Consider the following 22,293-nt stretch of genomic DNA (forward strand, 5'->3'; position numbering starts at 1 on the left):
TTATGAAAAAAATTTTAATTACTAGAAGACTGATCCGAGAGAGCGAAGATAAAGCATCAAAATTATTTGAAGCTAAATTTAATTCTAATGATGAACTTTATTCACAATCAAAAATTATTGAAATGAGTGAAGGATGTGATGGAATTTTATCATCTTTAACTGAAAAATTAGATGCTGATACAATAAATAAACTTCCAGATAGTATTAAAATAATTTCAAATTTTGCAGTTGGTTTTGGAAACATTGATTTAGATGCTGCTAAAAAGAGAGGTATTGCTGTCACTAATACCCCAGAAGTTTTGTCAGATGCTACAGCTGAGATAGGAATATTACTTATATTAGGAGCTTGTCGAAGAGCGTCAGAAGGAATTGAGTCTGCTAGAGAGGGTGGATGGAAATGGTCCGCAGATTATTTAATTGGAAAACAGTTAACAGGAACAAGACTAGGAATTTTAGGTATGGGTCGTATCGGTCAAAAAATTGCAAATATTGCTAAATCTTTAGGCATGGTTATTCATTATCATAATCGTTCAAAATTAAGTGAAGATAAAGAGCAGGGTGCAATTTATCATGACAGTATAAAAAGTCTTTTTTCAGTTTCAGATGTTTTATCTATCTGTTGCCCAGCTACAAAAGAAACAGAAAACCTAATAAATAAAGAGACAGTTGAGTTCTTCCCTAAAGGTGCTGTGATAACAAATGTTGCTCGAGGTGATATAGTTGATGATGAAGCTTTGATTGATGCATTGAATAGAAGAAAAATTTATGCAGCAGGATTAGATGTTTATAAAAATGAACCAAACTTAAATCCTGGTTATTTAAAAATCCCGAGTGTTTTTGTTTTGCCTCATTTAGGAAGCGCTACAAAAGATACTAGAATTGCAATGGGAAATCTAGCGATAGACAATATAGAAGAATTTTTTAGAACTGGTAATTGCGTTAATAAAGTTAACTAAATTTTAATGAATAAACCTGTTCTAGCTAAATCAAAAGCTATTATTATTTTTTTAGTTTTTGCTTTAGGGTATTTTATTTCTACTCTCTTAAGAGCAATAACTGCAACAATTTCACCTGAATTAGTAAATGAATTTAATCTTTCTGCAGGAGAGCTTGGATTATTAGGAGGCGGGTATTTTCTTGGATTTGCAAGTGTACAAATCCCATTAGGTTATATGCTAGACATGAGAGGTCCAAGAAAAATTGTTTCATACTTTTTATCATTAACCATTGTTGGTTTATTAATATTTGCTCTCGCTCAGAATTTTTTAACTCTTTTAGTATCTAGAATAATTATAGGAGTTGGTGTTGGAGCTTGTTTAATGGGGCCTTTGACTGCTTATCGGATTTGGTATCAAGATGAAACTCAACAACGTGCAAACTCATGGATGTTAATGGTTGGTGCAATTGGTATGTTGTCATCAAGTTTACCAGTTCAATTTTTCTTACCTATCATCGGTTGGAGAAATATATTTTTTCTTTTAGCTTTCATAACTTTGGTTTGTATAATTTTGATAATTATTTTTATTCCTCAGTGGACTTCAAAAGGTAATCAGAGAAGTGATGATGCAAAATTGAGTATTGTTTGGCAAAATAAATTCTTCAAAAGTGTTATTCCGATGGGTTTTTTTAGTACGGGAGGATTATTTGCTATCCAAACACTATGGGCTGGTCCTTGGATGATAAAAGTTTCTGGGTACACACCAGAAGAAAGTGCAAAAGGTTTATTTTTAATTTATTTTTTTACGCTGTTATCATTTTTAATATGGGGCTATTTTGTTCCGAAATTTTCAAAGAACGTTCATGATGCAATCAGATTGTTGAAATATGGTTCACCATTAAGTTTATTGGTATTGGGTGTAATTATTTATCTAGGTCCAAATACAGAGTCAATTCATTGGGCATTATTTATAGTTTCAGCTGTATTTTTGTCTTTAATCCAACCAGCAGTTGGTATGGCTTTTTCAATATCTAATGCAGGTAAGGCTCTAACTTCCTATAATTTATTAATATTTATAGGTGCCTTCTTTCTGCAATGGATAATCGGCCTTATTATAGATTTAGGATTAAGTTTAAATTATTCTGAAATTGCTTCATTTCAATTAGCAATGTCTTTTGTGCTAGTTACATCTTTAATTTCTTATTTATATTTTTTATTAAAAAATAATTAATTTAGATGCTTATAAATTGTAGTTCTAGATACACCTAATTTTCTTGATGCTGCAGAAATATTATTAGTCTCACTAAAAGTTGATCTAATTAGAATACATTTTTCTCTTTTAATTTTTGTATCCTCACAATTTTTACAAGCGTAAGTTTTGTTTTGTTTACCAGTTTCTATAAATTTACTTTCTTTAAAATTTTGACTTTTGACAACAAAAACAGATGAACCTAAATGATCTGTTATCTTTAGAGTTTTATTATTTAAGATATCTGATGCAATTGATGAAAAAGAACTTGTAAAAATTTTGTTAAAATTTTCATTTTTTAAATCAACTAGTCCATTAAGCATAATTTTTGCATTGTTGTTTGCACCCACAATTAATCCATCCCCATTTATCGCCAGCATCCCAACACTAGTTGTAGTTAAATATTCTTGTCTTGGGTGAAAAGAAATAATTAATTCGTTTTCAAACTTTTTAATAAACAATTTTGTTTCGATACTTCTAGTTGCAAGTCTTACTAAAGCTAGCGTATGTTGTTCTCTGGACATCGAGTCTGTTGAAGCATCAATAATACCAATAATTTTACCATCATAATTTATGATGGGACTTGCAAAGCACGAAATATTTTCGTGAGCAGTAAAAAAGTGTTCTTTACCTGAAACGATAGTTGGTTTTTTTAGTTCAACAGATAATCCAAGACCGTTTGTTCCACAAATTTTTTCTGCCCAAATTGAACCTGGTATTACTGTTTTACCAACGTCAGTTTGTAAACAAGATTTGTCATAAATTGTATCTAAGACTAATCCTTTCTCATCTGAGTAAGCCACCATAAAATTTGTTCCTGCTATTTGGGAATATAAAAGTTCTAGTTCAGGAATAATTATTCTTCTGATAGATTCATTTCGCTCTTTTATCTCTTTTAATTCGATTGATGAAATTACACTTTGTTTAGGATCATTAAACGGATCAAGGCCTTCACTGATACATCTCAACCAACTTTCATTAATATCTTTTCCCATCTCATAAGAGCTCATATTCCTTTTATGTAGGATATTTCTAAGTTCGCTGCTTGAGTGACTTAAGTTTGACATTTTAAAAGTTTATTTGTTTTTTTAGATACAACAACCAACCACAGGTTGTAATTGTTAACTTTTTGTACATATAAAGATGCCGTTGACTCCATTCTATATCAGAACTTTAATAGTGTTACTGAAATATTAAAGGAGAGATAATAATGAAAGCACAGGTTTTGCATAAATATGACCCTGAAATGAAAGAAAAGGTCTGGGTCACAGGTGAGGAGATGCCAGATCCTAAAATTGAAAAGGCGTCAGACGTTATAGTTAAAATTGGTGCTGCAGGAGTTTGCAGAACTGATTTACATATTATTGAAGGAGTATGGAAACACATCCAAGATCCAGATGGAAAATTATTACCATGCGTAATGGGACATGAAAATGCTGGTTGGGTAGAAGATGTAGGTTCAGACGTTACTGAATTTAAAAAGGGTGATCCTGTAATATTACACCCACTTATTTCTGGAACAGGAGGAACTTGTTTAGATTGTAGAAGAGGTAATGATATGCATGCTGAAGCAGGCGCATTTCCTGGATTAAGTATTAAAGAAGGTGGCTACGCTGAACTATTAAAAACTAGCGTTAGAAATCTAATTAAACTTCCAAAAGTATTAGCGCCCAAAGATGTTGCACCTTTTTCAGATGCAGGTCTTACAGCTTATAGAGTGGTAAAAAAAGCAACAAGACATTTGCTGCCTGGTCAGAGCTGTACAATTATTGGTGCAGGAGGTTTAGGTCACATCGCTATTCAATGTTTAAAAGCTATGTGTGCAGCAGATATTATTATTGTTGAAAAATCTGAAGCAGCATTGAAACATGCAATGGAACTTGGTGGTGACCACGGAGTTTTAATTGATGGAAACGAAATTGAAAAAGTTCAAGAACTAACAAAAGGAAAAGGTTCTGAAGCTGTAATTGATTTCGTAGGTGAAAAAGGATCTACTGCCATGGGAATTCAAATGACTTCCAATGGTGGTTTTTACTACATAGTTGGATATGGAGAAGAAATTAAATCACTTGCAGTTGATTTAATTATTTCTGAGAAAACAATTGTAGGTAATTTAGTGGGAACGTGGTCTGAATTATATGAATTAATGGAGTTAGCTGACAGAGGTAAAGTTAAGCTCTCTATGCAGGAGTATAGTTTAGACGATGCTAATAAAGCGCTTCATGATCTTAACGATGGTAAGGTTAAGGGACGAGCTGTTTTAGTTCCATAAAAAAAAAAGAGAGGTGATAATGAAAATAATAAAAACCTGCTTAACGGCTGTAATATCAAGTATGATGATATTTAGCCCTATGGCATATGCTGATAAGTGGAGTGATCAATTTCCACATATCAAGGCAACAGGAGATATTCCAGGTGATTGTTCTTATGAGGAAATGTCTAAGAAAAATTACAAAGGAAAAACTCTTAAAATAAATACTCACGCAATTCCAGTAATGGGAGAGCCTACAGCTCTTCATGCTGAACAGTTTGAAAAATTAACTGGAGCTAAAGTTGAAGTTACTCATACACCAGCAGGTGATTTGTATTCTAAAGCAATGGTTCCTTTTCAAGCTGGACAAGCACCTTACGATATTGTGTTTGGATTTTCTAACTTTATCAATGACTGGAAAAGATATTTAGCACCAGTTCCTAAGAAGTATATGAACTCAACAGAGATGAAAGACGTAACTAAATCTCATATGGGTGTATCATCTTGGGATGGAACTATGTACCAGTATCCAGTTGATGGTGACAGACACTATCTAAAATACAGAAAAGACGTCATTGACAATCCTGAAATGCAAAAAAAATATAAAGCAGAAACAGGAAAAGATCTAAAAGTTCCAACAACTTGGAAAGAATATGCTGAGATGGCAAAATTCTTTAATGGTTGGGACTGGGACGGAGATGGTGAGTTAGAATATGGTTCAGCTGAAGTTATGAAAAAAGACGACTTAATGTTCGCAGCTTTTTTCAGCAGATCAGTTGCATATGCTAAAAATCCAAGAACTCCGGGTGGTTTCTTTTTTGATTTAGAAACTATGAAACCAAACATTAATAATCCAGGTTTCGTTGAAGCTTTAACTGATTGGGTTGAGGCTACTAAATATGTTCCTCCAGGGGGAACTAACTTTGGTCTAGGTGATGAAATTGGATCATTTGGTGGTGGACAAACTTTATTTAGTTTTTCATGGGATGATGCATTTATTGCAGCGATGCAAGATGACAGCCCTATTAAAAATAAAGTAGGTGCAGCTCCTCTTCCAGGTGCTAACAAAGTTTGGAACAGAGTTACAAATAGTTGGGAAAACCAATACAACCAAGCTCCTTATATTGTTTGGGGTTGGGCAGTTGGTGTTGCTAAGAAAAGTAAAGTAAAAGATATGGCATTTGATTATCTTTGCTTCTTCTCAAACGGAGCAAACCACCAAGCTGACTTAGCAATTGGTAGATTTGGTGTTAACCCTTTCAAAAACTCTGACTTCGACCCTAATATTTATATTAATAGTATGGGTTGGGATCCAGAGATCGCTAACAGTTACACTCAAACACTTTTAGATATGGAGAAAAGTCAAAATAGAGTTTTCCCTCTAAGAGTTCCAGGTGTATTTGAGTTTACAAGTGCTGTCGCTACAGGAACTTCTAAAGCTTTAGCAGGACAATTGTCTCCTCAAGAAGCATTAGACGAAGTTGCTAAAGAGTGGGAAGCAATTGTAAGCAGAGTAGGTAAAAAAGCAGTAAGAGATGCCTACGCTGTTGGTGTTAAAATGGAAGATAACCAACTATAATAATACTTAAATTATGTGGCCATTTATTAAAATGGCCACATATAAAAAAAATAATATAATCCAACTTTATAAATGAACTTTAAGCATAAATATTTCTTTTTGTTTCCAGGTCTATTTGTACTTATTGGAATTTTAATCTTTCCAATTATTTTTGTAGTTAGACTAAGTTTATCTGGATGGAATAGTTATAATCCAGGTTTGGATTTTATAGGTATAGAAAACTATATACGACTTTTTACTGATGACCCAAGATTTTGGGAATCTTTTTTTAGATTAAGTTTTTTGTCTGTTACAACAGTAATTCTGCAGTATGTGATTGGATTTGCTCTTGCACATATGGTTTGGAAAGACATAAAATTTAAAAGATTTTTTAGAGTTTTATTTTTAGTCCCAATGATGACAACCCCGGTTATCATGACTGTTATTTGGAGAACTTTTTTTCATGAATCTTTGGGGCCAGTTAATGATATTTTATCTAATTTTGGTTTATCTCCGAAATGGCTAACAGATCCAGCTTTAGCTAAATTTACAGTAATTATAGTTGAGGTTTGGCAGTGGACACCATTTATGTTTCTACTTTTATTAGCAGGTTTATTATCATTACCTAAAGAACCATTTTTGGCTGCTGCAATTGATGGAGCTAGTCCAGTAAGAAAATTTATTTATGTAACTTTCCCACTAATGGCGCCTATATCAATTGGTGCAATAATTATTAGATTAATTGAGGCATCAAAAATTATGGATACCGTTTATGTACTAACATCAGGAGGGCCAGGTACCTCTACAGAAACGTCAAGTTTTTATATTTTTATTAAAGGATTAAGAGAGTTTCAAATGGGATACGCAGCTTCGATGTCTTTTACTTACTTAATTATTATGATCATAAGTTTAACAATTATTGCAAAGGTTTTAACTAAATTACTTTTAAAAGAATAAATTATGAGCAAGCTTTATACATTTTTAAAATATTTTTTTATTGTCTTTTGGGCAGTCTTTGTTGTTGCTCCTTTTCTTTGGGCCTTAACTACATCGTTTAAAGATTTTCAATCTGTAAATGGTGGAGTTACGTATATACCATGGGTAGACTTTGAACCTAATTTAGAGGGTTGGAAAGTTTTGATAAAATCTCCAGCTAAAGGTGGAGTTGATATAGTAGAACCTTATTTCAATAGTTTATTTGTAACCTGTACTGCAAGTTTAATTAGTATAATTCTTGGCACATTGTCAGCTTATGCTTTATCCAGATACGCCTTTAAAGCAGGCTTTGTAAAAAATAATGACATTACATTTTTCTTTATTTCTCAAAGAATTATGCCACCAATTGTTTTATCAATTCCATTTTTCTTATTTTTAAGTTCAATTAATTTATTAGATAGCCTCATAGGATTGATTGTAGTTTATATTGTTTTACTGATGCCTATTGCAGTTTGGATTATGGTTGATTTCTTTAATAAAGTTCCAAGAGAAATTGATGAAACAGCTTTGATTGATGGATGTAATCCTTATCAAGCTTTCTTAAAAGTGGTGCTACCTAATTCAATACCAGGGTTAATTGTTGCTGGTATGTTTTGTATTATTTTTGGATGGATAGATTTTTTCTTTGCGTTCATTTTAACTTTCACAGAAGTACAGTTATTGCCAGTTAAAATTGTTGCGCTGAACTCATCTGTTACTCCATGGTGGAGTTTGTCAGCATCTGCTCTGGTTTCAGTTGCACCATTAATTATAGTAGCCTTCATAGTTGAGAGATATCTATCTAAAGGAAATCTATCAGGAGCAATTAAATAATGAATTTAATTGGTAACAACTTAACATATAAACCAAGTGAAGAGTATCACCTAAACGAAGTGTCTTTTAATTTTAAAGAGGGGAATTTGTACACAATTCTTGGAAGAACTTTATCAGGTAAAACAACTTTATTAAAAACTATAGCTGGACTTTTAACTCCAGACAGTGGTGCTATCGAATTTGATGGTAAGGATTTTTTAAAGGTTCCAGTTTGGCAAAGAAATGTAGCTATGGTTTATCAACAATTTATTAATTATCCTCATTTAAATGTATTTGAAAATATTGCGTTTCCTTTGAGACAAAGAAAAATCGATAATGAAGAAATCAAAAATAAAGTAATGGAATCTTTAAAATCAGTTGGGTTAGTTGGCTATGAAAACAGAAAAATTCAGGAGCTATCTGGTGGTCAGCAACAACGTGTCTCTTTAGCAAGATCATTAGTTAAAAATGCTAAAATATTATTGCTAGATGAGCCTTTAGTTAATTTAGATTACAAATTGAGAGAACAGCTTAGAGAGGAATTTAAGAGTTTGTTTTCAAAAGGTTTAGCTGATGAAACTATCTTAATTTATTCTACTACAGACCCAAGAGAAACCATGGAATTAAATGGAGAAGTAATTGTTCTAGATGAAGGCAAAGTGCTACAAGTAGGTCCAGCAAAAGAAATATTTGAGAACCCAAGTTCTTTAAAAGTTGCTGAAATTTCTAACGACCCACCTATGAATATTATTGAAGCAGAAATATCTAATGAGCAAATAAGATTTGAAGGTATTGAAATAAAAGCGCCCAATCATCTATCAAAGTTAACAGATAGCGGACTAAAGATTGGTTTAAGATCTTCAGATATTGAACTTAATGAAAATGGTCATGAATTTGAAGTTGAGCTTGCTGAAATTAGTGGTTCTGAAACTTTACTCCATTTAAAAAGAGGAACTATAAAAATTATTATTTCTATAGAAGAGGTTTTGAATTTTAAAATTCATGACAAGATTAAAATAGATTTTAAAATAGATAGAGCTTATGCCTTTGCTGCTGATGGTAAATTAGCATCCTCACCATTTGGAGGAAGCAATGGCTAAAATTGATTTAAGTAATATCTCACATTCTTACAATCCAAATGATCCAAATCCAGTTTATGCATTAAATCCATTTTCGATGACTTGGGAGAATGGAAATAGATATGCAATCTTAGGTCCTTCTGGATGTGGAAAAACAACGATGTTAAATATTGTTTCTGGATTAGTAAGACCATCAGCTGGAAAAATATTATTTGATGATAAAGATGTTACAGATTTAAAAACAGAAGAAAGAAATATTGCTCAAGTTTTTCAGTTTCCAGTAATTTATAACACCATGACAGTTTTTGAAAATCTTGCTTTTCCATTAAAGTGTAGAGATTTTTCAAAAGCTAAAATAGATGAAAGAGTTAATTCTGTTGCAGAAACTTTAAATTTAAAATCTTTTTTAAACTCTCCTGCACGAAAATTAACAGCAGATCAAAAACAATTAATATCTTTAGGAAGAGGTTTGGTACGAGAAGATGTTGCTGCAGTTTTAATGGATGAGCCTTTGACTGTTATTGATCCTGATTTAAAATTTAGATTGAGAAGAAACCTAAAAGAAATAAACGAACAATACAAAACAACTTTAGTTTATGTAACACATGATCAAAACGAAGCCATGACATTTGCAGATAATATAATTGTGATGAGCGAAGGAGAAGTTGTACAAACAGGTTCACCTAAAGAATTATTTGAAAGACCAAATACAACTTTTGTTGGTTACTTTATTGGTTCTCCTGCTATGAATTTATTTGATAGTGAAGCAACTTCAGAAAATACTGTTAAAATAAATAATACAATAATTAAGACGAATACAAATTTGTCTAATTTAAAAAGTAAAAATATAAAATTAGGAATTAGATCTGAGTTTATTAAAATTGCAAAAAATCAAAGTGAAAATCTTGTTGATGTAAATGTTCAAAAAGTTGAAGATTTTGGAAATTACAAATTGATTACTGCAAGAATGGATAATTTTGAAATTAAGTCTAAGGTTAATAGAGAAACTGAAATTTCAGGTGAAAAAATCAAACTTCATATACCAGCTGAAAAGTGCTGTATTTACGAAAATAATAAATTAATTTAAGTTTTAAATTCTACTTATAATTGTAAAAAAATCCTATTTAACCCATTCTAGGTCACTTTTTAGAAAGACTCTAATGTAAAAATATGTTTTAGTGCTCGCCAAGTTAATTAACTAGAGGAGAATAAATGATTAAGAATAAGAAATCTTTGAAGAGTTCTAAAACTCCTTCAAGAAGAAAGTTCTTCAAAGCAGCGGCAGCAACTGGTGCAGCAACAGCAGCAGCAGTGGCTATGCCAAACATTGCTTTAGGTGACGGTCACGTTACTTTAAAAATGCAAGCTGCTTGGCCATCAGGTGCTAACATATTTTTCGAAATGGCTTCAGACTATGCGAAAATGGTTAGTGACATGTCAGGTGGTAAATTAAAAATTGATGTGCAACCAGTTGGAGCAGTTGTAAAAACTTCTGAAATTGGTCAAGCAGTTAGTTCCGGAGTAGTAGATATGGGTCACTGGGTGACAGCATACTGGTACGGAAAAAACCCTGCTGCATCTCTTTTTGGAACAGGTCCTTCATATGGAATGTCATCTCAAGAAGTTATGGGATGGATGGAGTATGGTGGAGGAAGAGCATTATATGAAGAAGCTGTAAAAAGTGTAGGATTTAATTACACAGGTTTCTTCCATATGCCAATGCCTGCACAGCCTTTTGGTTGGTTCAAAAAGAACGTAACTAAAGTATCTGATGTTAAAGGTATGAAGTATAGAACTGTTGGTCTAGCGACTAACGTTTTAACTGCTATGGGAATGGTTGTAAGACAGTTACCAGGTGGTGAAATCCAACCAGCAATGAAAACTGGTTTGATTGATGCTGCTGAGTTTAACAACCCAACATCAGACTCACAGTTTGGAATGCAAGACGTCTCTAAACACTATCACTTAGGAAGTTTCCACCAATCTCAGGAAATGTTTGAAATTCCTATGAACACTAAGAGACTAAACAGCCTTTCACCTGAACATCAAGCTATCTTGAGAAATGCTGCTTATGCTGCAAACTCAGATAACTACTTTAAAGCATTGGTTAGATATTCAACTGACCTTGCTAAGTTGATGAATGAGCATAAGGTTAATGTTTACCAAACGTCTGATGCTATCCTAGCAGAACAATTAAAAGGTTGGGATAAAGTTGTAGGAGAGTTTTCTGCTAAAGATGCTTTCTTCAAAAAAGTAGTAGACTCACAAAAAGCATACGCTAAGAGAACTATGAAGTATCTGTTGATGAATCAACCGAACTACAAATTAGCTTATGAAAATGAGTTTGGTCCAATCGAAAAAGTTAAAATCTAATTAACTTTAAAATAAATTTAAAAGGGGGTTTAAAAACCCCCTTTTTTTTACACGTATTTTAATATATTTCTTTGATATGAAGTCATTTATACAATTTGCAGATACTCTCAGCACATCAATGGGGAAAGCTTTTTCTTGGTGCATAGTAGTTTTAATGGGAGGAACTGTTTATGAAGTAGTTATGGCTTATGTTTTTAATTCACCTACACTTTGGAACTTTGATTTTAGTATGCAGATGTATGGTGCAATTTTAATGATGTCAGGCGCATATTGTTTAGCTACAGAATCACATGTTAGAGGTGACGTTATTTACAGATTATTTAGTCAAAAAACTCAGGCTTGGATTGATTTAGTTTTATACTTTATTTTCTTTTTTCCAGGTGTGATCGCGTTAGCTTTTTATGGATATGAATATGCTGCGCTTGCTTGGAAAATAAAAGAGACTAGTTGGAGTAGTCCAGCTCAAATCCAAATTTATATGGTTAAATCGATGATACCAGCTGCAGGTGTTTTATTAATTATTCAAGGCATCAGTGAAGTATTTAGATCTATTATATGTATTCAAACAGGACAATGGCCAGCACGAATGGTCGTTGCTGAAGAAACAGAACAAGTTTTAATGAGAACAGCTCAAGAAGAGGACAAAAAAAATGTTATTTAGTTTAACAAATCCAGAAATTGCAATTTTAATGATGGGTATGTTTTTGTTTGCAGTTCTTTTAGGTTTCCCGATTGCTTTCACTTTAATGGCTATGGGAATAGGCTTTGGATATTTTGCTTATTACGATGCAACAATGATGGAGCACATTTTCGATAATCGTATATTCCAATTGTTTGTTCAAAATACTTATACTGTTATGGACAACAACGTTCTTACGGCTGTGCCTTTATTTTTATTCATGGGATATCTAGTTGAAAGAGCAGGGATCGTAGCTAAACTATTTTTTGCGATTAGATTGGCCGCACATAGACTTCCAGCTTCAATGGCGGTAGCTGCACTAATTACTTGTACATTATTTTCGACAGCTACAGGAATTATTGGTGCTGTTGTAACTTTGATGGGACTGTTAGCATGGCCTGCAATGGTTAAAGCAGGTTATGATAAAAAATTTGCGTCAGGAATTATTTGCGCTGGTGGATGTTTAGGAATTTTAATTCCACCGAGTATTATGCTTATTGTTTATTCAGTAATAGCCCAACTATCACCATTAAGACTTTTTGCAGCAGCGATATTTCCAGGTCTACTTTTAGCAGGTCTTTACATTGCATATGCAGTATTTAGAGCGTGGTTAAATCCATCTATTGCACCTAGACCTCCAAAAGAAGATATTCCACCAACTGGTGAAATTTTAAAAGAAGTTTTGGTTTCTTTTGTTCCACTGTTTGGTTTAATTATGCTTGTATTAGGTACTATTTTGGCAGGTATTGCAACTCCAGCAGAAGCAGCTGCAGCAGGAGCTTTTGGGGCAATACTTTTATCTTGGTTTTATAAAACACTTAAATGGCAAAACTTTAAAGAGTCTGTTTTTTTAACAGCTAAAACAACTGCAATGATCATGTGGTTGTTTATTGGTTCCTGGACTTTTTCATCGGTGTTTTCTTATTTGGGGGGACACGAGGTTTTTGAACACTTCTTTACTTCTATAAATATTACGACTTGGCAGTTTTTAATTATCACTCAAATAATTATTTTTCTTCTAGGATGGCCTTTAGAATGGACTGAAATTTTGATTATTTTTGTTCCAATATTTTTACCCTTGTTAGAAGTATTTGGTGTTAATCCATATTTCTTTGCAATGTTAATTGCTTTAAATTTACAAACATCATTTTTAACCCCACCCATGGCTATGTCGGCTTATTATTTAAAAGGAGTTCAAAAATCTAATGTTGAACTTATGGATATATTCAGAGGAATAATGCCATTTTTAGCAATTGTAATATTTGCGATGTTTTTAATGTATATGTTCCCAGGAATAGCGCTTTGGTTACCGGAAATTTTATTTGCACAATAAAAGAAAATGACAGATGTTTTTTCATTAAAAGTTGAAGAACTTGCTGTAAAAATTAAAGAAGCACAAATTACATCAGTAGAGTTATGTAAAATTTATATAGACAGAGTAAATAAATTTGAAAAAGACGTAAAAGCATGGGCGCATTTAGATAAAAAACTTTTACTAGAAAAGGCATCAGAGGCTGATGAACATAGGAAATCAGGTAAACCACTCGGCCCACTTCATGGAATACCAGTTGCGGTAAAAGATATTGTTGGAACTGTTGATATGCCTACAGAATGTGGAACATCAATAAGAAAAGGGAAATCATATTCTCAAAATGCTGAAATAGTTGATCTATTAATATCTGCTGGAGCAATTATAATGGGTAAAACAGCAACATCGGAATTGGCATTTTTAGGTCCTTCAAAAACTACAAATCCTCATGATTATTCTAGAACCCCAGGTGGATCATCTAGTGGATCTGCAGCAGCAGTAGCTTCTTTTATGGCTCCGCTTGCAATTGGATCACAAACAGGAGGTTCAGTTATAAGACCTGCATCTTATTGTGGAGTTGTTGGTTATAAGCCTAGTTATGGTTTGATTAGTAGAAATGGTGTTCTAAAAACCTCTGAAAAATTAGATCACATTGGTGTTTTTGGAAGATCGGTAGAAGATGTTGCTCTCCTTGCTAAAATTTTAATCAAAAAAGATAATTATGATACAGCAACAGTTCATTACTCTAGTGATGAAATGTTAGCAGAAACAAAAAAAGGACCTTTGTTTGATCCTAAATTTATTTTTTACAAAACTGATCATTGGAAGCTTCTTGGAAAAAAATCAAGAGAAGCATTTGAATACTTTATAAAATCATTCAAAAATAATATCGAAGTTTTTGATACACCTTCGTACTTTAAAGATATTCATAAATACCATCAAATAATTCATGAGACAGATTTAGCTAATAATTTTTCACTCTATTATAAAAAATATAAGAAAAAATTATCTAAGTATATGCAAGATGCAATTTCAAAAGGTAACAAACATTCTGCAAAAGAATATGCAGAAGCTATAGATTTTATGAAAAGAAGTTATGAATCTTATAAGGAAGTTTTTGAGGATTATCATGGAGTTTTATCTCCATCTAGTCCCGGAGTAGCACTGAAAGGTTTAAAAAGCACAGGAACAGCAGAATTTAACAAGGTCTGGTCTTATTTAGGTACACCTTGTATATCATTACCTATACTTCAAGGTGAAAACAATTTACCTTTAGGTGTACAATTAATTGGTGCAAAATATGATGATCAAAGATTTTTAGGTGTTGCTAATTGGTTAGAAAAGGAATGTAATAATTAAATGCAAAAATTTACAACATTTTTAGGTTCTCTTCTTGCAATTGCTTTTTTAATAGGACTTGCAACAACGTTGACTAGATCATCTATGATTGGATTTTTTGATGTTCTTCCTGTTTATATTTTGATGGGTGGAGCAATTTTTATGATGGTTTACGAAGCGTTTTTCGATAAAAAATAATTTTTCTTAATATACAATTGTCTAATCAAAATAAAAATTTATTAGCTTTATCTCTTTTATTTATTCAACCAATATTTATGGCATCTAATTTAATTGTTGCTAGAGGTGGTGTTGAGTTTGTGCCCCCAATTTCATTAGCTTTTTGGAGGTGGACGTTTGTATTTTTAATTCTCTTACCTTTCACATATTCATCATTAAAAAAAAATTTCAAAGTTATTAAAAATGAATACTCAAAATTATTTTTTCTAGGAGCAATGGGATGTGGAGTTTGTGGGGCTTTTCCTTTTTTAGCGGGTAAAACGACAACTGTTACAAATATGGGAATTATTTATACCTCATCTCCTATTTTTATAATTATGATTTCTGCAATATTTTTTAAAGAGAAAATTAATTTATTAAAAATTATTGGTTTGATTTCATGTTTAGTTGGAGTTTTAGCAATTATTATTAAAGGAGATTTAAATTTACTTTTAAATTTAAATTTCACTATTGGAGATTTATGGATGTTGGCAGCTGCGATTGGCTGGGCCTTATATTCGATTTATTTATTTTACTGGAAATCTCAATTATCGATTTTTACTAGATTTTCTATGATATCTTTTTTTGGTGCAGTAAGTTTATTTCCATTTTATTTGGTAGAAGAAATTTATTTTGAACAAACTATATTTAATTCTGATTTTTTATTGTGGACTATATTTGCAGCCGTTTCACCAGGAATTATAGCATTTACTTTATATACAAAAGCTCAAGAAAGCTTAGGAGCTTCACTTACTGGTTTTACTTTGTATGTATTTACTATCTATGCAGCAATTTATGGATTTATATTGTTTGATGAAAATTTAGAAACATTTCATTATATTGGTACCGCACTTGTTTTTGTTGGAGTTTACTTAGCAAAGAAAAATTATGATACCAAAACCTAGGAAATTAATTTTGCAAATTGTATTTTGGATCTTAGTTATATATTTTATTTTACTAGCTTATCTTTTTATATTTCAAAGAAATCTAATGTATCATCCCCAAGAAAATAATTATTCAGGAGATAAAATAGAAGTAGAAATAGAAAAAGTTCAAATTCAAACAGCAGATAACATTAGCCTTTTAGGATGGTTTCATAAAAAAGATTTGAAAAAATTTAAGACTGTTGTTTATTTTCATGGAAATGCAGGAAGCCTAGAAAATAGAATTCATAAATTAAATCATTTTAAAAATATGGATGTAAATTTTTTAATTATCGCTTGGCGTGGATTTAGTGGAAATTTAGGAAAACCATCTGAAAATGCTTTATATGAGGATGGAAAAAGCGCAATTAACTGGCTTAAAAATAAAGGTTTGAGTGACAGTGATTTAATCATTTATGGAGAGTCACTTGGCACAGGAATTGCAACTGAGGTTTCTCAAAATAAAAAATATGCTGGTTTAATTTTAGAAACACCTTTCACTTCAATGATTGCTGCAGCTAAGAATTTTTATCCATACATTCCTGTCTCTCTAATATTGAAAGATAAATATAAAAATGATGAAAAAATAAAAAATATTAATATTCCAGTTTTAGTTATGCATGGCGAAAAAGATCAAATTGTTCCTTTTTCTATGGGAAAGAAGATGTTTGATTTAGCAAATGATCCAAAGTCCTCTTATTTTACCAAACATGACGATCATATGATGGAATTTGATAATAATATGGTTTTCCAACTAGGTTCATTTATAAAAAGTTTAAATTAAGCCACAATCAAAACAATTTTATTCCAAAAATTCAAATTAATTTCTAACCATGAAGAAATTATTCATTTATATTTTTTTGACTTTTCTTATTTCAGGAACTTCTTTTTCTAAAGAAAATTTGTCTTCAATTGAAAATTTATTTTTTATTGATCAAATGAACTCGCATGATGAAAATTTTGCTTTGTATTTTAAACCAAGAGAAAAGGCTATATTAGCAAAAGGTGAAGTAAGTAATTACATCAATGATTACCCTAAAGATCTCTATATATATGATTATAAAACAGAAGTATCATCACCATTGATTTCTTATGAATGGTTTCCAAGAAAAGCAAAAAATTTTTTGAAGGAATATAATTTTCCAGTTTTTCCAGATGATTTTGCTTATTATCTATTAAAGGATAACAAAACATTGGTAATGATTAGTGCTGTTAAAAGTTTAAAAGTAAATTTCAAATACGATATTGTTGAAAAGAAATTAGATCTATATCCAACTAATGGAAAGTTTGATTTCATTATTTCCTCTATTGCAAAGGACTGCGGACACTACAAATTTAAGGATAATTATAGATGTAGTTTCTATAAACCTTTAATATCTAGTAATTTAATTAAGTAATTTGTGTAAACGCATCAGCAAATTTTTCAGCTTCAAAAATTTGCAGATCATCTTCCTTTTCACCTAAACCAAGTGCAATAATTGGTATTTTATACTTTTTAGCTACAGCCAGAAGTATTCCCCCCTTAGCTGTTCCATCTAATTTTGTCATTACTAAGCCTGTAATTGGGATAATTTTATTAAATTCTTCAACTTGATTTAAAACGTTTTGACCTGAAGTTGCATCTAAAACTAAAATCACATCATGAGGTGCACTTTCATCTATTTTTTTTGTAACGTTTGCTATTTTTTTATATTCTTCCATTAGGTTTTTTTTATTTTGCAGTCTTCCAGCAGTATCAATTAAAACTTGATTAAAATTGTTTGATATAGAAGTTTCTATTGCCTTATAGGCTACAGATGCAGGATCAGATCCTTGTGAAGATTTTGTAATTTCAACATTAATTTTTTTTGCCCAATTTTCTAATTGCTCTATAGCAGCAGCTCTAAATGTATCTGATGCTGCCAACATAACTTTATTTCCATTTTCTTTTAATATTTTACTAATTTTACCAATAGTTGTTGTTTTACCAACGCCGTTAACTCCAGAAACTAAAATGGCATTAAGTTTTTCTTTATTTTTAAAAAATTCGTTATTTTCTAGAGGTTTCATAACTGAGATAATATAGTCTTTAAGAATATTATTTATCTCAGCAGTTAAATCTTTGTTTGGATCTATTTTTGTTTTTGAGATTATTTCTCTAATTTCTGAGGCAGAAGCTACCCCAACATCTGATTGAATTAAATAATCTTCAATTCTGTCTAAAGTTTTGTCATCAATTTCTTTTTTGACAACTATATCTCTTAGGCCCGATGTAAAAGCTGAAGCACTTTTTTTAAATCCTGATTTAAATTTTTCGAAAATACCCATTAAATTTCTATATCGATTTCTTTTATATCAGAAACAGGACCTTTCATGTGGATACTATTTTTTTCATCTATAGATATCGTCAATCTTCCAGTAGAAAATTCGATGTTAACTTTATCGCTAGCAAGTCCTGCCTGCTTAGCAGCAAAGGCAGTAGCACAAGCTGCAGTTCCACATGCTTTTGTCAAACCAGCTCCTCTTTCCCAAACTTTTACCTTTATTAACTCTTTATTTATTATTGTAGCTATTGTGACATTACATTTTTCTGGAAACAGTTTGTGGTTTTCTATTTCTGGGCCAATTTTTTCTATTTCGAATTGTTCGTTGTCTTTTACAAAAAAAATTATATGAGGATTTCCCACATTAACAGCCGTTCCTCCAAAAAATTCATTATTACTTGAATCAACAATTTTAATATTTAAGTTTTTAGTTTCTAATTCTTCAGATAATGGAATTTCATTCCATTTAGTTCTGCCCAAACCAATTTCAGTAGATACTAATTTTTCTCCTAAAATATGAGATTTTAAATGGCCAGATAAAGTTGTTAATATAATTGTGTCTTTATTTTTTTCTTTTCCTAATAGCTCAGCCACACACCTTGTGCCATTTCCACATGCACCAGAAACCCCACCATCAGAGTTAAAAAATTTTATTGAAGCATCGTAATTTTGGTCTTTATTAATTAATATAAGTTGGTCGCATCCTATAAAGTTTCTGTCACAAATTTTAATTATTTGGTCTTTCGTAAGATTTGTAACTTTTTCTCTATTATCAATAATTACAAAATCATTGCCTAAACCGTCCATTTTAAATGCTTTAATATTCATAATTAGATATTTAACTTATTTATTGACTTTTTGAACCTCTATTATAGGTTGTTGCCGTTTCCGCAAAAACATTAACTTTGCGGTGTCTTTGGAAACAAAGAGATCGACACTAGTCAGCGAGAGTTCGCCCACTAGTGCGTTACTGCTATGCGTAACAAAAAAATATATGTTTGAAAACTTAACAAATAAATTTGAAGAAATTTTTTCTTCTTTAAAAAAAGCACCCTCTCTGAATGAAGCTCAGGTAGATGAGGGCTTGAGAAGTATTAGGCAAGCATTGCTTGAGGCAGATGTTTCTTTAGATGTTGCAAAAGAATTTGTTGAAAACGTAAAACCTAAAGCTTTAGGACAAGAAATCATAAGATCAACTTCTCCTGGAGACATGGTTGTAAAAATTGTCTACGATGAGCTAGTAAACTTATTAGGTTCTAGCAATGCAGATATAAATTTAAATGCTGTACCACCAGTTCCTATGATGATGGTTGGTTTGCAGGGTTCGGGTAAGACAACTTCTACTGCAAAATTAGCTAAATATTTAGAAGATAACAAAAAGAAAAAAGTGATGATGGTCAGTTTGGATATTTATAGGCCAGCAGCACAAGAACAGCTTAGATCTTTAGGTGAACAGAATAATATTTTGACACTTCCAATTATTGAAGGTCAACAACCAACTGATATTTGCCAAAGAGCCATGAGTGCAGCAAATCTAAATGGAGCAGATATAATTTTGTTTGATACAGCTGGGAGAACTCAAATTGATTTACAAATGATGAGCGAGATCAAACAAATTGAGAGCATTATTAATCCAGCAGAAACTTTTCTTGTAGCGGACTCCCTTACAGGTCAAGTTGCTGCTTCAGTTGCAAAAGAATTCAAAAATACAGTTAACTTATCTGGAATAATCTTAACTAGAGCTGACGGTGATGCGAGAGGTGGAGCTGCCGTGAGTATGAAATATGTATCAAATGTTCCTATAAAATTTTTGGGTATAGGGGAAAAAATAGAGAATTTTGAGGTATTTCATCCAGATAGAATAGCAAATAGAATTTTAGGAATGGGAGACATTGTTTCCCTTGTAGAAAAAGCTGCACAAGATTTAGGTGAAGAGAACATTAAAAAAGCTGAAGAAAATTTAAAAAAGGGTCAATTCTCTATGGAAGATTACCTTTCTCAATTAAGACAAATGAAAAAAATGGGAGGCATTGAGGGGATCATGTCTTTTATGCCCGGAGTATCTAAAATTAAATCTCAAATGGATTCAGCAGGGATTGACGAAAGTATTATAACAAAAAACGAAGCTATCATTTTATCAATGACAAAAAAAGAGAGAGAGAATCCAAAAGTAATTGATGGTTCAAGAAAAAAAAGAATTGCTAATGGCTCTGGCACAGATCCAGCCACTATCAATAAATTGCTTAAGCAATTTAAAATGATGTCTGAAATGATGAAAAAGATGTCAAAAGGAAATCTGAAAGGTATGTCTGATCAAGGGATACCACCAGAGCTATTTAATAAACTAAAATAATAAAATAAGGAGAACAAATGTTAAAACTTAGATTATCAAGGGGCGGCTCTAAAAAGAGACCAGTTTACAAAGTTGTTGTAGCTGACAGTCGTTTCCCAAGAGATGGAAGATTTATAGAAAAAGTTGGTTTTTTTAACCCACTACTTCCTAAAGATAAAAAAGAAAGAGTAGGTCTTGAAGCTGAAAGAATTAAATATTGGCTAGGTCAAGGCGCTAAACCAACAACAAGAGTTGCAAGAATTTTAGGTGAAAATGATTTAATCCCTATGCCAGCAGCTGGAAATAATCCAAATAAAGCTGTTCCTAAAAAAGAAAGAAATAAAAAAGAGGAAGATGGTGCAGAAGCTCCTAAAGCACCAGCAGCAGAAGCAGCTCCAGCAGCAGAAGCTCCAAAGGAAGAAGCTCCTAAAGCAGAAGCAGCACCAGCAGCAGAAGCAGCTCCAGCAGCAGAAGCTCCAAAGGAAGAAGCTCCTAAAGCAGAAGCAGCTCCAGCAGCAGAAGCAGCTCCAGCAGCAGAAGCTCCAAAGGAAGAAGCTCCTAAAGCAGAAGCAGCTCCAGCAGCAGAGGCAGCTCCAGCAGCAGAAGCAGCTCCAGCAGCAGAAGCTCCTAAAGAAGAAGCAGCTCCAGCAGCAGAAGCTCCTAAAGAAGAAGCTCCAGCTGAGGAAAAAAAATAAACTGAGGAAAGTATATGTGGCAAGCTCAAGTGTTTACACTTTATCCAGATATTTTTCCTGGTCCTTTGTCTAAAGGTCTATATGGAAAAGCAATGTCTAAAAATATTTGGAATTTAAAAGTAGTAAACATTAGAGATGCTGCTGATGATAAACACAAAACTGTAGATGATACTCCTTATGGAGGTGGTTCAGGTATGTTGATGAAAGCTGATGTATTAGCAAAATCATTAGATCAAAATAAAAATGAGGGAGAAAAAATAATATATTTATCTCCAAGAGGAAAAAAATTTGATCAAAATTATGCCAAAGAACTATCAAAGGAAAAATCGGTTTCGATAATTTGTGGACACTTCGAAGGAGTTGATGAAAGAGTGTTAAGCACGAGAAATATAGAAGAAGTTAGTATTGGAGACTTTATTTTATCAGGAGGAGAGTCAGCAGCATTTGTGGTGATTGATAGTATTTTGAGACTTTTACCCGGTGTTCTGGGAAATGAGAATTCTACGGTAAACGAAAGTTTTGAAAATGGATTATTAGAGTATCCTCAGTTCACAAAACCTCAAATTTGGGAGGAAAAAGCGGTTCCAGAAGTACTTTTGTCAGGAGATCACAGTAAAATTAAACACTGGCGTTTATCTCAATCTGAGGCTATAACACGCGTCCGAAGACCAGATTTATGGGAAAAATATAAGAAGAATTAATTTGATAAATATAACTATGAAAACAATTGAAGAGATAAATCAACATAACGTTAAAAAAATACTTTCAGAAAAAAAGATACCTGAATTCTACCCTGGAGATGTAGTTAAAGTAGGTGTTAGAATTACAGAGGGAAAAAAAGAGAGAATTCAATATTTTGAAGGCGTTTGTATTGCAAAAAAAAGCAGAGATTTAAACTCGTCTTTCACAGTTAGAAAAATTTCTTTTGGTGAAGGTGTTGAAAGAACATTTCCACTTTATGGAACTCTAATTGACTCAATTAAAGTTATTAGATCAGGAAAAGTAAGAAGAGCAAAATTATACTATCTAAGAGATAGAACAGGTAAATCAGCAAGGATTGCAGAAAAAATCAGAAAAAAAATTGGTATTGATGTTGATGCAAAACCTGAAACAGTTACTGAAGAAAATGTAGCTCCACCGACAGAAGCTCCAAAAGAAGAGGCTCTTAAAGTAGAAGCAGCTCCAGCAACAGAAGTTCCAAAAGAAGAAGCTACTGCTGAACAATCAACAGAAAGTACTTCAGAAAAAAAATAATTTTTTTTT

At 32.1% G+C, this 22,293-nt stretch carries 23 protein-coding genes; 20 read left to right on the top strand and 3 right to left on the bottom strand.

Annotated features, from left to right (window positions below; genetic code table 11):
- Positions 1–2 precede the first annotated feature (2 nt).
- Positions 3–956: a 2-hydroxyacid dehydrogenase gene (locus ACTTBN_RS05900; RefSeq protein ID WP_440681490.1), complete on the top strand. Its 954-nt coding sequence runs from the start codon at positions 3–5 to the stop codon at positions 954–956.
- A 6-nt stretch (positions 957–962) separates the two neighbouring features.
- Positions 963–2,168, top strand: a complete 1,206-nt coding sequence (locus tag ACTTBN_RS05905; RefSeq protein WP_440681491.1) for an MFS transporter — start codon at positions 963–965, stop codon at positions 2,166–2,168.
- Here the strand turns inward: ACTTBN_RS05905 and ACTTBN_RS05910 are convergent.
- Positions 2,165–3,196 carry a GAF domain-containing protein gene (locus ACTTBN_RS05910; RefSeq protein ID WP_440681492.1) on the bottom strand — a complete coding sequence of 344 codons (1,032 nt, stop codon included), beginning with the start codon at positions 3,194–3,196 and terminating at the stop codon, positions 2,165–2,167. The two genes, ACTTBN_RS05905 and ACTTBN_RS05910, sit on opposite strands and share 4 nt — an antisense overlap.
- Before the next feature lie 200 nt (positions 3,197–3,396).
- Between ACTTBN_RS05910 and ACTTBN_RS05915 the strand changes: the two genes are divergently transcribed.
- From ACTTBN_RS05915 to ACTTBN_RS05980, 14 genes are all read left to right on the top strand, one after another.
- Entirely contained in the window at positions 3,397–4,458 is a 1,062-nt protein-coding gene (locus tag ACTTBN_RS05915) for an NAD(P)-dependent alcohol dehydrogenase (protein WP_262589926.1), read from the top strand.
- 19 nt (positions 4,459–4,477) lie between these two features.
- Entirely contained in the window at positions 4,478–6,016 is a 1,539-nt protein-coding gene (locus ACTTBN_RS05920; RefSeq protein WP_440681493.1) for an extracellular solute-binding protein, read from the top strand.
- 72 nt (positions 6,017–6,088) lie between these two features.
- Entirely contained in the window at positions 6,089–6,952 is an 864-nt protein-coding gene (locus ACTTBN_RS05925) for a carbohydrate ABC transporter permease (protein WP_075505839.1), read from the top strand.
- Positions 6,953–6,955: 3 nt separating this feature from the next.
- Positions 6,956–7,804 carry a carbohydrate ABC transporter permease gene (locus ACTTBN_RS05930; protein ID WP_440681494.1) on the top strand — a complete coding sequence of 283 codons (849 nt, stop codon included), beginning with the start codon at positions 6,956–6,958 and terminating at the stop codon, positions 7,802–7,804.
- On the top strand, positions 7,804–8,883 hold the full coding sequence (locus ACTTBN_RS05935) for an ABC transporter ATP-binding protein (protein WP_440681495.1): 1,080 nt from the start codon (positions 7,804–7,806) through the stop codon (positions 8,881–8,883). Before ACTTBN_RS05930 ends, ACTTBN_RS05935 begins: the two co-directional genes overlap by 1 nt.
- Complete coding sequence (locus tag ACTTBN_RS05940; RefSeq protein WP_440635399.1) at positions 8,876–9,949, top strand: ABC transporter ATP-binding protein; 1,074 nt, start codon at positions 8,876–8,878, stop codon at positions 9,947–9,949. Before ACTTBN_RS05935 ends, ACTTBN_RS05940 begins: the two co-directional genes overlap by 8 nt.
- A 125-nt stretch (positions 9,950–10,074) precedes the next feature.
- Positions 10,075–11,235: a TRAP transporter substrate-binding protein gene (locus ACTTBN_RS05945; RefSeq protein ID WP_262589921.1), complete on the top strand. Its 1,161-nt coding sequence runs from the start codon at positions 10,075–10,077 to the stop codon at positions 11,233–11,235.
- Between the two features lie 76 nt (positions 11,236–11,311).
- Positions 11,312–11,896: a TRAP transporter small permease subunit gene (locus ACTTBN_RS05950; protein WP_262589920.1), complete on the top strand. Its 585-nt coding sequence runs from the start codon at positions 11,312–11,314 to the stop codon at positions 11,894–11,896.
- A complete protein-coding gene (locus ACTTBN_RS05955) occupies positions 11,886–13,247 on the top strand; it encodes a TRAP transporter large permease (protein WP_440681496.1) in 1,362 nt (453 codons plus the stop codon). The genes ACTTBN_RS05950 and ACTTBN_RS05955 overlap by 11 nt, the downstream gene beginning before the upstream one ends.
- Before the next feature lie 6 nt (positions 13,248–13,253).
- A complete protein-coding gene (locus tag ACTTBN_RS05960) occupies positions 13,254–14,582 on the top strand; it encodes an amidase (RefSeq protein ID WP_440681497.1) in 1,329 nt (442 codons plus the stop codon).
- Positions 14,583–14,759, top strand: coding sequence for a hypothetical protein (locus ACTTBN_RS05965; RefSeq protein WP_440681498.1), 177 nt, complete (start codon positions 14,583–14,585; stop codon positions 14,757–14,759). It begins immediately after the preceding gene.
- A 17-nt stretch (positions 14,760–14,776) separates the two neighbouring features.
- Positions 14,777–15,682, top strand: a complete 906-nt coding sequence (locus ACTTBN_RS05970) for a DMT family transporter (protein WP_440681499.1) — start codon at positions 14,777–14,779, stop codon at positions 15,680–15,682.
- A complete protein-coding gene (locus ACTTBN_RS05975; protein ID WP_440681500.1) occupies positions 15,666–16,484 on the top strand; it encodes an alpha/beta hydrolase in 819 nt (272 codons plus the stop codon). The genes ACTTBN_RS05970 and ACTTBN_RS05975 overlap by 17 nt, the downstream gene beginning before the upstream one ends.
- Positions 16,485–16,533: 49 nt before the next feature.
- Entirely contained in the window at positions 16,534–17,097 is a 564-nt protein-coding gene (locus tag ACTTBN_RS05980; protein ID WP_440613676.1) for a hypothetical protein, read from the top strand.
- Here ACTTBN_RS05980 and ftsY read toward each other — a convergent pair.
- Both ftsY and dapF read right to left on the bottom strand, forming a co-directional pair.
- The gene (gene ftsY / locus ACTTBN_RS05985; protein ID WP_428078914.1) at positions 17,090–18,007 is read right to left on the bottom strand and encodes a signal recognition particle-docking protein FtsY; all 918 of its coding nucleotides are present in this window, start codon (positions 18,005–18,007) and stop codon (positions 17,090–17,092) included. The two genes, ACTTBN_RS05980 and ftsY, sit on opposite strands and share 8 nt — an antisense overlap.
- A complete protein-coding gene (gene dapF, locus ACTTBN_RS05990; RefSeq protein ID WP_440681501.1) occupies positions 18,007–18,831 on the bottom strand; it encodes a diaminopimelate epimerase in 825 nt (274 codons plus the stop codon). The genes ftsY and dapF overlap by 1 nt, the downstream gene beginning before the upstream one ends.
- 166 nt (positions 18,832–18,997) lie before the next feature.
- Between dapF and ffh the strand changes: the two genes are divergently transcribed.
- Genes ffh through rplS form a run of 4 tightly spaced genes read left to right on the top strand, consistent with a single transcriptional unit; the run spans position 18,998 to position 22,284 of the window.
- Positions 18,998–20,356, top strand: a complete 1,359-nt coding sequence (gene ffh, locus ACTTBN_RS05995) for a signal recognition particle protein (RefSeq protein WP_262589911.1) — start codon at positions 18,998–19,000, stop codon at positions 20,354–20,356.
- 17 nt (positions 20,357–20,373) lie between these two features.
- On the top strand, positions 20,374–21,030 hold the full coding sequence (gene rpsP / locus ACTTBN_RS06000) for a 30S ribosomal protein S16 (RefSeq protein ID WP_440681502.1): 657 nt from the start codon (positions 20,374–20,376) through the stop codon (positions 21,028–21,030).
- 14 nt (positions 21,031–21,044) lie between these two features.
- Positions 21,045–21,731 carry a tRNA (guanosine(37)-N1)-methyltransferase TrmD gene (trmD, locus tag ACTTBN_RS06005; RefSeq protein ID WP_440681503.1) on the top strand — a complete coding sequence of 229 codons (687 nt, stop codon included), beginning with the start codon at positions 21,045–21,047 and terminating at the stop codon, positions 21,729–21,731.
- A 16-nt stretch (positions 21,732–21,747) separates the two neighbouring features.
- The gene (rplS, locus tag ACTTBN_RS06010; protein ID WP_440681504.1) at positions 21,748–22,284 is read left to right on the top strand and encodes a 50S ribosomal protein L19; all 537 of its coding nucleotides are present in this window, start codon (positions 21,748–21,750) and stop codon (positions 22,282–22,284) included.
- The last annotated feature ends 9 nt before the right edge of the window (positions 22,285–22,293 follow it).

The organism is Candidatus Pelagibacter sp. HIMB1623, from assembly GCF_052047695.1.
In the GTDB taxonomy this organism is placed as follows: Bacteria; Pseudomonadota; Alphaproteobacteria; order Pelagibacterales; family Pelagibacteraceae; genus Pelagibacter.

Excerpts from the sequence above, each read along its gene's own strand:
- ACTTBN_RS05900 (WP_440681490.1), top strand. The coding sequence starts at position 3 with ATGAAAAAAATTTTAATTACTAGAAGACTGATCCGAGAGAGCGAAGAT.
- ACTTBN_RS05905 (WP_440681491.1), top strand. The coding sequence starts at position 963 with ATGAATAAACCTGTTCTAGCTAAATCAAAAGCTATTATTATTTTTTTA.
- ACTTBN_RS05910 (WP_440681492.1), bottom strand. The coding sequence starts at position 3,196 with ATGAGCTCTTATGAGATGGGAAAAGATATTAATGAAAGTTGGTTGAGA.
- ACTTBN_RS05915 (WP_262589926.1), top strand. The coding sequence starts at position 3,397 with ATGAAAGCACAGGTTTTGCATAAATATGACCCTGAAATGAAAGAAAAG.
- ACTTBN_RS05920 (WP_440681493.1), top strand. The coding sequence starts at position 4,478 with ATGAAAATAATAAAAACCTGCTTAACGGCTGTAATATCAAGTATGATG.
- ACTTBN_RS05925 (WP_075505839.1), top strand. The coding sequence starts at position 6,089 with ATGAACTTTAAGCATAAATATTTCTTTTTGTTTCCAGGTCTATTTGTA.
- ACTTBN_RS05930 (WP_440681494.1), top strand. The coding sequence starts at position 6,956 with ATGAGCAAGCTTTATACATTTTTAAAATATTTTTTTATTGTCTTTTGG.
- ACTTBN_RS05935 (WP_440681495.1), top strand. The coding sequence starts at position 7,804 with ATGAATTTAATTGGTAACAACTTAACATATAAACCAAGTGAAGAGTAT.
- ACTTBN_RS05940 (WP_440635399.1), top strand. The coding sequence starts at position 8,876 with ATGGCTAAAATTGATTTAAGTAATATCTCACATTCTTACAATCCAAAT.
- ACTTBN_RS05945 (WP_262589921.1), top strand. The coding sequence starts at position 10,075 with ATGATTAAGAATAAGAAATCTTTGAAGAGTTCTAAAACTCCTTCAAGA.
- ACTTBN_RS05950 (WP_262589920.1), top strand. The coding sequence starts at position 11,312 with ATGAAGTCATTTATACAATTTGCAGATACTCTCAGCACATCAATGGGG.
- ACTTBN_RS05955 (WP_440681496.1), top strand. The coding sequence starts at position 11,886 with ATGTTATTTAGTTTAACAAATCCAGAAATTGCAATTTTAATGATGGGT.
- ACTTBN_RS05960 (WP_440681497.1), top strand. The coding sequence starts at position 13,254 with ATGACAGATGTTTTTTCATTAAAAGTTGAAGAACTTGCTGTAAAAATT.
- ACTTBN_RS05965 (WP_440681498.1), top strand. The coding sequence starts at position 14,583 with ATGCAAAAATTTACAACATTTTTAGGTTCTCTTCTTGCAATTGCTTTT.
- ACTTBN_RS05975 (WP_440681500.1), top strand. The coding sequence starts at position 15,666 with ATGATACCAAAACCTAGGAAATTAATTTTGCAAATTGTATTTTGGATC.
- ACTTBN_RS05980 (WP_440613676.1), top strand. The coding sequence starts at position 16,534 with ATGAAGAAATTATTCATTTATATTTTTTTGACTTTTCTTATTTCAGGA.
- ftsY (WP_428078914.1), bottom strand. The coding sequence starts at position 18,007 with ATGGGTATTTTCGAAAAATTTAAATCAGGATTTAAAAAAAGTGCTTCA.
- dapF (WP_440681501.1), bottom strand. The coding sequence starts at position 18,831 with ATGAATATTAAAGCATTTAAAATGGACGGTTTAGGCAATGATTTTGTA.
- ffh (WP_262589911.1), top strand. The coding sequence starts at position 18,998 with ATGTTTGAAAACTTAACAAATAAATTTGAAGAAATTTTTTCTTCTTTA.
- rpsP (WP_440681502.1), top strand. The coding sequence starts at position 20,374 with ATGTTAAAACTTAGATTATCAAGGGGCGGCTCTAAAAAGAGACCAGTT.
- trmD (WP_440681503.1), top strand. The coding sequence starts at position 21,045 with ATGTGGCAAGCTCAAGTGTTTACACTTTATCCAGATATTTTTCCTGGT.
- rplS (WP_440681504.1), top strand. The coding sequence starts at position 21,748 with ATGAAAACAATTGAAGAGATAAATCAACATAACGTTAAAAAAATACTT.